The organism is Streptomyces sp. NPDC017095, assembly GCF_044332325.1.
Lineage (GTDB): Bacteria > Actinomycetota > Actinomycetes > Streptomycetales > Streptomycetaceae > Streptomyces.
The window spans coordinates 107,614-119,839 of the sequence record NZ_JBIROU010000008.1 but is presented as its reverse complement, the minus strand read 5'-3'; the positions used below and the strand labels follow the sequence as shown (position 1 = coordinate 119,839).

7 protein-coding genes are annotated in these 12,226 nt (G+C 75.6%); 4 read left to right on the top strand and 3 right to left on the bottom strand.

Annotated elements, in window-relative coordinates:
* Nucleotides 1–24: 24 nt before the first annotated feature.
* Genes ACH4OA_RS17680 through ACH4OA_RS17670 form a run of 3 tightly spaced genes read left to right on the top strand, consistent with a single transcriptional unit; the run spans nucleotide 25 to nucleotide 8,202 of the window.
* Nucleotides 25–3,339, top strand: coding sequence for an amino acid adenylation domain-containing protein (locus tag ACH4OA_RS17680; protein WP_397969658.1), 3,315 nt, complete (start codon nucleotides 25–27; stop codon nucleotides 3,337–3,339).
* On the top strand, nucleotides 3,339–4,106 hold the full coding sequence (locus tag ACH4OA_RS17675; RefSeq protein WP_397939141.1) for a thioesterase II family protein: 768 nt from the start codon (nucleotides 3,339–3,341) through the stop codon (nucleotides 4,104–4,106). Before ACH4OA_RS17680 ends, ACH4OA_RS17675 begins: the two co-directional genes overlap by 1 nt.
* 10 nt (nucleotides 4,107–4,116) lie before the next feature.
* Nucleotides 4,117–8,202: an SDR family NAD(P)-dependent oxidoreductase gene (locus ACH4OA_RS17670; protein ID WP_397969656.1), complete on the top strand. Its 4,086-nt coding sequence runs from the start codon at nucleotides 4,117–4,119 to the stop codon at nucleotides 8,200–8,202.
* A 54-nt stretch (nucleotides 8,203–8,256) separates the two neighbouring features.
* Here the strand turns inward: ACH4OA_RS17670 and ACH4OA_RS17665 are convergent, their stop codons facing one another.
* The 3 genes from ACH4OA_RS17665 to ACH4OA_RS17655 are packed head-to-tail and all read right to left on the bottom strand — an operon-like array spanning nucleotide 8,257 to nucleotide 10,509.
* Nucleotides 8,257–8,994 (bottom strand): alpha/beta fold hydrolase, encoded by a 738-nt coding sequence (locus tag ACH4OA_RS17665; protein ID WP_365941759.1) that lies wholly within the window; start codon nucleotides 8,992–8,994, stop codon nucleotides 8,257–8,259.
* On the bottom strand, nucleotides 8,991–10,259 hold the full coding sequence (locus ACH4OA_RS17660) for a cytochrome P450 (RefSeq protein ID WP_397969655.1): 1,269 nt from the start codon (nucleotides 10,257–10,259) through the stop codon (nucleotides 8,991–8,993). The genes ACH4OA_RS17665 and ACH4OA_RS17660 overlap by 4 nt, the downstream gene beginning before the upstream one ends.
* Nucleotide 10,260: 1 nt before the next feature.
* Entirely contained in the window at nucleotides 10,261–10,509 is a 249-nt protein-coding gene (locus tag ACH4OA_RS17655; RefSeq protein ID WP_365879383.1) for a phosphopantetheine-binding protein, read from the bottom strand.
* An 810-nt stretch (nucleotides 10,510–11,319) separates the two neighbouring features.
* Here ACH4OA_RS17655 and ACH4OA_RS17650 point away from each other — a divergent pair.
* On the top strand, nucleotides 11,320–12,138 hold the full coding sequence (locus ACH4OA_RS17650; protein WP_397939147.1) for an SDR family oxidoreductase: 819 nt from the start codon (nucleotides 11,320–11,322) through the stop codon (nucleotides 12,136–12,138).
* The last annotated feature ends 88 nt before the right edge of the window (nucleotides 12,139–12,226 follow it).

The following is a 12,226-nucleotide window of genomic DNA, read 5'->3' as shown; positions in this document are numbered from 1 at the left end:
GCGCCTGGTGAAGTGGGGGATGAATTGGCTGGACAAGGCGAGTTGCTCCGAAGACTGCGCGGCCTTTCCGCGGAGCGCCGGGCCGAATTGCTGGCCCGGCTGGACGGAGCGGAACCGGGGGTGCGCACCGCGCCGCTCACCTTCCGGCAGGAGCAGCTCTGGCTGTTCGACAAGGTGTCGCCCAGCAGCACCGCCTACGGACTCGGTTTCGCGCTGCGGCTGAGCGGACCGCTCGACCTGCCCGCGCTGCGGGCCGCGCTGGACGACCTGACCGCCCGGCACCCCGCCCTGCGCACGGTCTTCCCCCGGGAACACGGCACCGGTGCGCAGGTGGTGCAGGCCGCGCGGGCGGTCCGGCTGGAGCCCGAACCCTGTGCCCCGCAGGACGCGGCGGCCAGGGCCCGGGAGATCGTGACGGCCGAACTGGCCGACGGGTTCGACATCGACGCGGCCCCGCCGCTGCGGCTGCGGCTGCTGCGGCTGTCGGCCGCCGAGCACGTCCTGCTGCTCGTCTCCCACCATCTGATCCTGGATCCGCGCTCCGTCGGCGTACTGGTGGCGGACCTCGCCGTGGCCTATCCGGCCCGGCTCGCCGAGCGGAATCCCGAATTCCCCGCCGAGGCCCACCCCTTCGGCGAGTACGCCGCCTGGCAGCGGAACTGGGCCGAAGGCCCCGAGGCGCACGCCGGAACGGAATTCTGGCAGCGTGCCCTGGCCGCCTGGGAGAACACCGAGATTCCCGCCGACCACCCTCGGCAACGGGTTCTCGACCTCACCGCGGATACCGTCGAATCCCGCATTCCGGATGAACTCCTGAAGCGTGTGCGTGATTTCTCCGAGAAATCCGGGAACGAAGTGGAGGACGTCTTTCTCGGCGCCTTCTTCGCGCTCGTGTCCCGGCATGTGCCGGGCACCGACCTCACCATCGGCATACCGCACCGCGTGCTCGGACCGTTCCCCTCCGCCCGGCTGGTCGGGGACTGCGGCAACCTGCTGCCCCTGCGGGTGGAGGTGGCCGGCGACCCGGCGTTCGCCGAGGTCGTACGGCGGGTGCGGGAGCGGCGCGCTCAGGCCCTGCGGCACGGCGCCACCCCCTTCCGCGCCATCCTGGACGGTCTCGGCCTGGAACCCGACCCCTCCCGGCTGCCGCTGGTCCAGCTCGGCTTCGACGCCTGGGCCGAGCCCGTGCACAGCGCCGTCGCCGACGGGCTCGCGATCCGCGCCGAACGCGTCGCCACCGGCGCGGGCAGCTTCGAACTCGCGCTGGAAGTGACGTCGTTGGACGGTCCGGAGCCGGCCGTCCGGGTCCGCTACGCGACCGCGCTGTACCGCGCGTCCACCGCGCGCCGGCTGGCCGGACGCTTCCTGCTGCTGCTCGCCCAGGGCTGTGCCGACCCCGCGACCCCGCTGCACGCCCTGGAGATCACCGCGGCGCAGGAGCGCACCGCCATCCTGACCCGGTGGAACGCGCCCGTCGGCAGCCGCCCGCCCGAGGTGCTGCACCGGGTCTTCGAGGACGTCGCCCGGGCCCACCCCGAACGCGTCGCGCTGGCCGGCCGCGGCGGCCACCTCACCTACGGCGCACTGGAGTCCCGCGCCAACCGGCTGGCACGGCACCTGATCGCGGCGGGCGTGGCGCCGGGGGACCGGGTGCCGGTGCTGGTGCGCCGCGGCCCGGCCGCCGTCACCGCCATCCTCGCCGTGCTGAAGGCCGGCGCCGCCTACGTCCCCGTCGACCTCGGCCAGCCCGCCGACCGGGTCCGCACCATCGTCGAGGACTGCGGCGCCCGGCACGTCCTCGTCTCACCGGAGGCCGCCCGGGCGGCGGAGGGCGGCCCGGCCGGGCTGGTCACGGTCACCGGCGAGGCGGACGAGTACCCGGCGTACCCGGACTCCCCGCCCGAGGCGGTGGTCTTCCCGCAGTCGCTGGCGTACGTCATCTACACCTCCGGCTCCACCGGCCGCCCCAAGGGCGTCCTGGTCGAGCACCGCAACGCCACCGGGTTCGTGCGCAACGTCCAGGAGATGTTCGGCCTGGACCCGTCCGACCGGGTCCTGCACTTCGCCTCCCTCGGCTTCGACGTGTCCGTCTTCGAGATCTTCGGCGCGCTGCTGACCGGGGCCCGGCTGCACGTCGTCGACGAGGAGGAACGCTCCTCCCTGGACGCGCTCGACGCGATCCTCGCCGACGAGCGGATCACCGTGACCGACCTCCCGCCGGCGATCATGGAACTCCTCGACCCCGACCGCTACCCGGCGCTGCGCGTGGCCTTCGCCGGCGGCGAGGCGTTCTCCGGGGAACTCACCACCCGCTGGGCCCGCGGCCGCCGGTTCACCAACGGCTACGGCCCCACCGAGACGACCGTCACCGTGGTGGCCAAGGACTGCGCCGGGCACTGGTCCGCCTCCCCGCCGATGGGCCGGGCGATGACCAACCACCGCGCCTACGTCGTCGACGGCGGCCTCGGCCTGCTCCCGCCCGGAGCGGTCGGCGAACTGGCCGTCGCCGGGCTCGGCGTGGCCCGCGGCTACCTGGGCCGCCCCGACCTCACGGCCGACCGCTTCCGCCCCGACCCGTACGGGCCCCCCGGCTCGCGTATGTACCTCAGCGGCGACCTCGCCGGCTGGAACGACGACGGGGACCTGGTCTTCCACGGCCGGGCCGACCGGCAGGTGAAGGTCCGCGGCGTACGCGTCGAACTCGGCGAGGTCGAGGCCGCCCTGCGCTCCCTGCCGGGCGTCGCGCAGGCGGTCGCCGACGTGGCGGCGGACCCGCACCGCGGCACCCTGCTCGTCGCCTACGTGGTGGCGCAGGAGGACGGCGGGCCGGAGCCGGACGGACTGCGCTCCGCCCTCGGCCGGCTGCTGCCGCCGACCATGGTGCCCAGCGTGTTCGTACCGGTCCCCGAGATCCCGCTCACCGCCAGCGGCAAGGTCGACCGGCGGGCCCTGCCCGCCGTCGAGTTCGCCCGGCCGGACGGCCCCGACGACACCGGCATGGACGACGGCACCCCCACCGAACGCACCGTCGCCACCGAGGTCTTCGGACCGCTGCTGGGCACCCGGATCGGCCGCCACGTCAACTTCTTCGCGCTCGGCGGCACCAGCCTCCAGGCCATCCGGATCGCCCCCCGGGTCAAGGCGGTGTTCGGCGTCGACGTCTCCATCGCCGAGTTCTTCGCCGCCCCCACCGTCGAGGGTCTCGCCCGGATCGTCGACGAGGCACTGGCCCGCCGGGACCAGCGCCGCGACCGGCTGGCCGCCGCCCTCGAACTCGTCGAAGGACTCGGCGACGACGAGGTCGCGGCCCTCGCGGACGAGCGGCCCGGGGACGCCTGATGACCGACGCCGTGTTCACCGCCGAGTCCCCCTGGATCCGGCGGGCCGCCCGGCCCGCCCCCGCGCTGCGGCTGATCTGCCTGCCACACGCCGGGGCCGGCGCCTCCGCCTTCCGCACCTGGCCCGCACTGCTGCCGCCCGCCATCGAGATGATCGTCGTCCAGCTGCCCGGCCGGGAGGACCGCTCCCGGGAGGACCCGCCGACCCGGCTGCGGGCCCTCGTGCGGGCCTGCGCCGTCGCGCTGCGCCCCTTCTGCACCGGCGACTTCGCCTTCTACGGCCACTGCGCCGGCGCCCTGCTCGGCTGGGAGGTCGCCCGCGAACTGGGCGAACGGCACCGGCTGTGGCCGCGCCGGCTGCTGGCCGCCGCCCAGCCCGCCCCGCACCTGCCGCCGCCCGCCCGCCCGCTGCACGCCCTGCCCGACGCGGACCTCGCGGCGGAGGTCGAACGGCGCGGCGGTCTGCCCCCGGCGGTGCGCCGCAACCCGGCCCTGCTCGACATGCTCCTGCCGCTGATCCGCTCCGACTTCACCCTCTGGGAGACCTACCGGTACGAGCCCCGCCCGCCGCTGCCCGTCCCGGTCACCACCGTGCGCGGCACCGAGGACACCACGGTCCCGGCCGCCGCGCTCGGCTCCTGGGCCGAGCACACCACCGCCGGGCACACCCACCACGAGGTGGACGGCGGCCACTACTTCGTCAACCAGCCCACCGAACGGACCGCCCGTGTCCTCGCCCGCGCCCTGCTGGCCAGTGACACCCGCTGAGGGGGAGACCATGGCGCACCACACCGGCGCCGCCCGAACCGGCGCCGACTACCCCGGCGTACTGAGCCGGCTGGCCGAGGCCGTGCCGGGCGTACGGGAGGCCGCCGTCGTCTTCGACCGGCGGGTCCGCACCGCCCCGACCGCCCCGGCGGCCGGACCGCGCACCGCGCCGCCCGCCGGCACCCCGGTCCCGGGCGACCGGCCCGCCGTCAGCGCGGGCCCGCCGGCCGCCGTCCCGCCGGACGCCCCCCGCACCCTCACCGAGGCCCTGCTGCGCGCCGCGGACCTCGCCCCCGGACGCGGCACCACCTATCTGCTGCCCGACGGCGGCACCGACCGGCAGACCTACCCGCAACTGCTGGACGAGGCCCGCCGCGCCCTGACCGGGCTGCGCGCCGCCGGACTGGGGCCCGGTGACCCGGTGCTGCTCCAGTGCGCCGACAGCCGGACCTTCCTGACCGGCTTCTGGGCCTGCGTCCTCGGCGGCATGGTCCCCACCCCGGTGGGCCCGGTCCTCGACCACACCACCGACAACGCGGGCACCCGCCGGCTGCGGGCCGCCTGGGACCTGCTCGACCGCCCGCTGATCCTCACCGACGAGGCGCTGCGCGCGCCCACCGCCGCGCTGACCGCCCGCTGGAGCGCGGGCGCCCCGGCCCGGGTCGCCTCGCTCGCCGCCCTCACCGCCGCCGAGGCCGCCGCGCCCCACCCCGCCGGCCCCGACGACCCGGCCGTGCACCTGCTCACCTCGGGCAGCACCGGCACCCCCAAGTGCGTACGCCACGCCCACCGGTCGATCGCCGCGCGCACCCACGCGGTGGCCGCCGCCAACGGCTTCACCGAGCACGAGGTGACCCTCAACTTCATGCCGCTGGACCACGTGGGCGGCATCGTGATGTCCAACGTCCGGGACGTCTTCCTGCGCTGCGAGCACGTCAACGCCCGCACCGAGGCGTTCGTCCGGCGCCCGCTGGCCCTGCTGGACTGGCTGTCGGAGTACCGGGTGACCAACACCTGGGCGCCCAACTTCGCCTACGCGCTGGTCTGCAAGGAGGCCACGGCGATCCGGACGGGCGGCTGGGACCTGAGCGCCGCCCGGCACCTGTGCAACGCCGGCGAGGCCGTGGTGGCCCGCACCGCCCGGCGCTTCCTCGACCTGCTGGTCCCGCACGGCCTGCCGCCCACCGCGATGGTCGCCTGCTGGGGCATGTCCGAGACGTCCTCCGGGGTGACCTACTCCGCCCTCGACGCCCGTGACCCGTCCGTCGGCACGGCCGTGCTGGACCCGCGCTCGCTGGACGGCCCGCTCGCCACGCTGCCCCCGGACGCCCCCGGCGCCGTGCTCCTCACCGAGGTCGGCCCGCCGGTCGCCGGCGTCACCCTGCGGATCGTCGACGAGCACGGCGAGGTGCTGCCGGAGGGCCGTATCGGCCGGCTCCAGGTCACCGGCGACACCCTGCTGCTGGAGTACCACCGCAACCCCGGGGCGAACGCCGCCGCGTTCACCGGCGACGGCTGGTTCGACACCGGGGACCTGGCCTTCCTGCGCGACGGCCGGCTCACGCTGACCGGCCGGCAGAAGGACATGGTGATCGTCAACGGGGCGAACTACCCCGTCGCCGACGCCGAGGCCGTCGTCGAACAGACCCCCGGCGTCCGGCCCGCCTGCGCCGCCGTGTGCGGGGTCCGCGACGAGGAGCGCGGCACCGACACCATCGTGGTCTTCTTCGTCCCCGACGACGAGGCCGCCGGCGATCTGGACGGCACCGTCGCCGCCGTGCGCGGCGCGCTGGCCCGGGAGCTGGCGCTGAACCCGGAGGCGGTGATCCCGCTCACCGCCGAGGAGTTCCCGCGCACCGCCAGCGGCAAGGTGCAGCGCGGGCTGCTGCTGGAGGAACACCGGGCCGGCCGGTTCGCCGACCGCCGCTACGACCACCGGGCCGGGGAACCGGACACCGCCGGCGCCCCGGTCCTGGAGCGGGTGTGGCTCCCGGTCCCGGACCCCGCGCCCGTCCCCGCGGACCGGCCGGTGCTGCTGCTCGCCCCGCCGGACAGCCCGCTGCCCGCCGCCCTCACGGCCCGGCTCGGCAGGCCCCTCCGGGTGGTCACGGGACTGCCTGCGGCTTCCTCTGCGGGGCCGCGGGACACCGGCGGCGTACCGGACCGGTCGGTGGAGCCCGCCGCGGGGCCGGTTCCGGGACCGTCCGTGGAGCCCGCCGCGGACCGGGTTCCGGGGCCGTCCGTGGAGTCCGCTGCCGGGCCGGGGGATGCCGGCGCCCTTCCAGGACGCACCACGGATTCCGCCGCCGGGCCGGGGCGCGCGGGCGCCGTTGCGGGACCGGCCGTGGAGTCCGTCGTAGAACCGGTTCCAGGGCCGTCCGGAGAGCCCGGCGCCCCGTCGGTGGAGGCCGTCGTCGATCCGTCCGACCCGGGCGCCCTGGTCCGGGTCCTGGAAGGGCTCGCGCCCGCGCTCGGGCCGGACCCCCTGGTCGTCTGCGCCTGGGACAGCGGACCGGACCTGGACGGGCCCGCCGACGAGCCCGCCGTGCGGCTGCTCGCCACGCTGTCGGCGCTGGCGCGCACCCTGCCGGGCGCCGGCGTCACCGTGCTGACGCGGGGCGCGCTCGGCGTCGACGGGACGGACCCGGTCGCACCCGGCCGGGCCGCGCTCGCCGGACTGGTCCGCACGGCCGCCGCCGAGGGCCTGTGCGCCGCCGTCCGGCTGGTGGACGCGCCGGCCGGCGCCGGGCCCGCCGAACTGGCACGGCTGGCCCTGCTCCCGTACCCGGAGGACCTGGCCGCGGCCCGCCCGGGCGGGACCCGCGCACCACGGCTGCGGCAGGTGGAGACGGACGCCGGGCTCGCCGTCCCCGCGGACGCGCTGCCGCCCGGCGGCACCTGCCTGCTGATCGGCGGTCTCGGCGGGCTGGGCGCCGTCCTCGCCGAGTACCTGCTCGCCGCGCTGGGCGCCCGGCTGCTCGTCACCGGCCGCACCCCGGAGGAGAAACTCTCCGCCGGGCACGCCGGGGTGCTCGCCGACCTGCGCGCGCTCGGCGACGTGCGCTACCGGGCCGCCGACGTCGCCGACCCGGCCGCGCTCGCCGCCGCCCTCGCCGAGGCCGAGCGGGACTGGGGCGCGCCGCTCGACCTCGCGGTGCACGCCGCCGGCGCCTCCCCGGCACCCCAGTGGACCGACCTCGCCGCACACGAACTGCGCCGGGAGACCCCCGGGTGGCTGCGGCACATGCTGCACGCCAAACTCGCGGGCGGCGCGGCGCTGGAGGCCGTCCTGCGCACCCGCCCGCGGACCGGCGTGGTGCTGTTCTCCTCGGTCAACGGCCACCTCGGCGGCGCCGCGTACGGCGCCTACGCGGCGGCCAACGCGGCGCTCGACGCCTACGGCCACCGCTGGAGCGCCGAGGGCCGGTACGTGCGCTGCCTGGCCTGGAGCATGTGGTCGGGCACCGGTATGAACGACGGCAGCCCGCTGGTGGCCGCCGCCGAGCGGCGCGGGCTGCGCTCCCTGGACCCCACCGAGGGACTGCGCCTGCTGCTCGGCGCGCTGGCGGACCCCCGGCCGTACCTGCTGCTCGGCGTGGACCCGCGCAACCCGCATCTCGCGTCCGAGCTGGCCCCGGACCAGTTCGCCGGCGGCAGCGTCGTGGTGGCCCTCGTGGTGGCGGAGGACGCCGACCGCGACGCGGTGCGCGGCGCGGTGGCCGGCGCGCTCGCCGCGCACGGCGCCCTCGCCCAGCTCGTCGTGGTGCCGCGGCTGCCCCGCACCCCGGCCGGGGAACCGGACGTCGTACGGCTGCTGGCCGAGCGGGCCGAGGAGCGCCGGCCGAGCCGCTACGCACCGCCGGCCGGACCGGCCGAGACCACGATCGCCGAGGTCTTCGGCGAGCACCTGAAACAGGAACGGGTGGGCCGGGACGACTCGGTGTTCGCGCTGGGCGGCGACTCCATCGTGCTGCTCCAGATCGCCGACGCGCTCGGCCGGCGCCTCGGCCGGGAGGTCCCGGTGCCGATGCTGTACCGGCACACCACCGTCCGGGAGCTGGCGGCGGCGCTCACGCCCGCCGCCGCGGACCGCTGACGCGGCGGAGCCGGGACCCGGGAAGGAGACCCGGGCCCCGGCTCCGCCGGCAGCTCAGCCGGCCGCGCGCAGCACCGACTTCGCGACCAGCTCGTGGTGGTCGGACAGGAAGAAGTGGCCGCCCGGCAGGACCGTCAGCTCGAACGGGCCGGTGGTCTGCTCGGACCACGGCGCCATGTCCTCGGCCCGGACCTCCGGGTCGCCGTCGCCGCACCAGGCGCGCACCGGGCAGTCGAGCGGCGGACCCGGAACGTACGCGTACCGTTCGATCAGCGCGAAGTCGGCGCGCATCATCGGCAGCAGCACATCGAGCAGTTCCTCGTGCGCGAGCACCGCCTCGGGGGCCGATCCGTACTCCCGGAGCATGCGCACGAACTCCGCGCGCGGCAGGTCCGACACCGGTGTCAGCGGCCGGGTGATCGGCGGTGCGGGCCGCCCGCTGACGAAGAGCGCCCGCGCCGGGCGTCCCAGCGCGGCGAGCCGCCGGGCCACCTCGAAGGCGGTGATGGCGCCCATGCTGTGCCCGAAGAGCAGCGGCCGGGTCGGCGCCGCGGCGATCAGCGGCGCCAGCGCGTCCGCCATCTCCGTGATGCTCGCCGGGCCGGGCTCGCCCATCCGGGGCCCGCGGCCCGGCGGCTGGACGGGGACCAGCTCCGTGCCGGCGGCGAACACCTCGGCCCAGGGCGCGTAATAGGTGGCCGTGCCGCCCGCGAACGGGAAGCAGTACAGCGTGGCCGACGCCGCCGGACGCCGGAACCGGTTGTCGAACCAGGCCCCGGCGCGGGCGCTCACGCCGGCCCCCGCGCCGGCGCGCGGGGCGTCAGCCGGACCGGCAGGTGCTTGTAGCCGGCGACGAAGTTCGAGGCCAGGTGCACCGGTTCACCGGCCGGCTCCACCCGCTCCACCAGCTCCAGCAGCTCGTCCAGGAACACCTCCAGGCCGAGGGTGGCCAGCCCGGCGCCGACGCAGTAGTGCGGCCCCACCCCGAAGGCGAGGTGCCGGTTGCCGGTCCTGGTCCCGTCGAACTCGTACGGCCGCTCGAACACCCGCTCGTCGCGGTTGGCGGAGCCCAGCCACACGCTGACCGGCTCGCCCTCGCGGATGGTGCGCCCGTGCAGCTCCACGTCCCGCAGCGCGTAGCGCATGAAGTGGCTCGCCGGGGACGACCAGCGCAGCGTCTCCTGCACCAGGGGCCGGCGCAGCTCCGGGTCCCTGCGGGCGGCCTCGAACTGCTCCGGGTGTTCGGCCATCGCCAGCACGAGGGTGGCGGTGGCGTGCGGTGTGGTGACGTTCGCGCCCAGCAGCAGCGCGTAGCAGTTGAGGATGAGCTGCTGCTCGGTCAGCCGCTCGCCGTCCACGGTCATCGACCGCAGGATGCCGATGAGGTCGCCGGCCTGTCCGCCGGCGGCCAGGCGGTCGCGGACCTCGGTGCGGAACAGGTCGAAGAGTTCGTGGTGGGCCAGCCGGATGGTCTTGCGCGGATCGCCCAGGGAGTAGTCCGGGTCGTCGTAGGCGATGGTCGTCGTGGTCAGTTCGGCCATGCGCCGCCAGTGGTCCCGGGGCAGCCCCATCAGGGTGCCGGTGAAGGCCATCGGGAACATCAGCGCGGCCTGCGCCAGGTCGAACACCCCGCCGTCCAGGGCCGGTCGGAGCAGTTCGCGTACGATCCGGCGCAGCGCGACCTCCTGGGAGGCCACCGCGCGCGGGGTGAGCGCCCTGCTGACCGGCTCGCGCAGCAGCCGGTGGCGCGGCGGATCGGTGTCCGGCATCATCTCGTCGGACGCGAAGTCCGGCATGCTGAGGTCGATGATGCACAGCATGGTGCCGCGCCGCGAGGAGAAAGTGCGGTGGTCCTTCAGCACCCGGGCGACGTCCTCGTACCGGGTGAGCACCCAGAAGGGCTCGCGGCCGTCCCCCGGGTCGCAGCGGTAGGCCGGGTCCGTCTCCCGCAGCCCGGCCCACACCGCGTGCGGGTCCCCCTCGGCGTAGTAGGCGGAGTCGAGCAGGTCCGCGTCCTTGAACGCCACCGGCGCGAACGGCGGGCGCGACAGCCGCATCTCAGGCTCCTTCCGTGGGCACGGCGAGCCGGGCGTCGATCTCCTCGGCCAGCTCGGACACGACGGTCGCCCAGTAGAGCGTGCGCGGCGGCAGACGCACGCCGAGCGTCTCGTCGATGGCGTCGAGCAGTTCCAGCGCGGTCAGCGAGGTGCCACCCAGCAGGAAGAAGTCGTCGCTGTCGGTGACGTGTTCCTTGTTCAGCACGCGTGCGTACAGTTCGGCGACCCGCAGGCTGGTGCGGTCCGGCATCGGGGTCTCACCTCTCAGGACGTCTGGATACGAACGGCATTCCGCCGGGGACCGGAGAACGGCATTCCGCCCACGGACCGGAGAACGGGATTCCGCCGGAGGCCGGCGGGCGCGGTTTCCATGAGCCGACTGTTCCCCCCGAGACGTGTATTCATCCGCCTCGCGGATTCCTTCGGCCGGCACGAACGGCATTCTCTAAGCGGAATCGGATCGACCGCGATCATGGTGGGGGCACGACCGCGGATACCGGCGGGAATTGGCGCACCGACGGAACTCCCGGATTCGGGTGGAGGCGTACCGTGCCGTCTGTGTAGACGGCGAGGCTAGACGGCCGATGTCCGTCGCGCAAGGCTGTCGCGGGGCCCGCCGATGACCTTGACGGCCCCTGGGGCACCTGTTCTACTGGCGGCTGTCACTGCGTGCTGTGGCCTTCGAAGGGCCATTTCTGAGCGGACGTTGAGGACGTGCGGGCGGGGGGAGCCCAGATGGGTTGAACGTGCGAAGTGTGCCCCGGTGTTCCGTGGCCCGGGAAGTCCTTTCCGCGTATCCGCCGATCGAGAGCCAAGCCGTACGGCCGTCCGATCCTCTGGTCATTGTCACCACCGGAAAACACAGGGTCGAGGAACGCATGCTGATCGAGGCGCCGAAACACCGCCGCCCGCTTTATCCGCCCGAAGACGCGCACCGGTCCGTCCAGCGGAACGAAGGCGCGCCGCCGTCCCGGCGGACCGTATTCCCCCGTGTTCCCCTTCCGTTTCCCCTTCCGTGCGCCGCCGTGCGCGCGGCGGGCTGAACGGACGGGGTACGGGCATGCGGATCGAGGGACGGATCGCCGCGATCACCGGCGCCGCACGCGGGCTGGGCCGCTCGCACGCACTGCTGTTCGCCCGGGAGGGCGCGGACCTGCTGCTGCTGGACCGCTGCCAGGAGGACGGGCCCCACGCGACCGCCGGGCGCCGCGAACTGGAGGAGACCGCCGCCGAGTGCCGGCGCCTCGGCGCGCGGGTGGTCACCGCCGTCGCCGACGTCCGTGACCAGGCCGCCGTGGACGCGGCGGTCGCCGCCGGACTCGACGAGTTCGGCCGGATCGACATCCTGCTCAACAACGCCGGCCTGCTCACCCCGGGCGGGGTCCGTGCGCACGAACTGACCGAGGAGGACTGGACACTGGTCGTGGACGTCAACCTCAACGGCACCTGGCGGTGCTGCCGGGCCGTGCTGCCGGCCATGGCCGCCCAGCGCTCCGGTGCCATCGTCAACACCGCCTCGGTGGGCGGACTGGTCGGCTACGAGATGTACTCCGCCTACGTCGCGTCCAAGCACGCGGTGATCGGCCTGACCAAGGCCCTCGCCCTGGAGTACGGCCGCCTCGGCATCCGGGTCAACGCGGTCTGCCCGAGCACGGTGGCCGCCGGGGACCGGGCGGAGCCGTCCAGCACGGCCGCGGTCGCCGCGGCCATGGGCGCCTCGCTGGAGGACTACGAACGCAGCTCCGCCTCGTTCCACCCGATCGGCCGGCTGGTCTCGGCGGAGGAGGTGTCCGCGGCCTGCCTCTGGCTGGCGGGCCCGGAGTCGGCCGGCACCACCGGCGCGGCGCTGACGGTCGACGGGGGCTTCACCGCGCGGTGAGGCCGGGGCGGTGACACCGGACCCGCGGGTCCCGGTGGGGTGGGACGGCGCGGTGCGCGGGGCCGGCACGCGCGCCGGAGGACGGCGC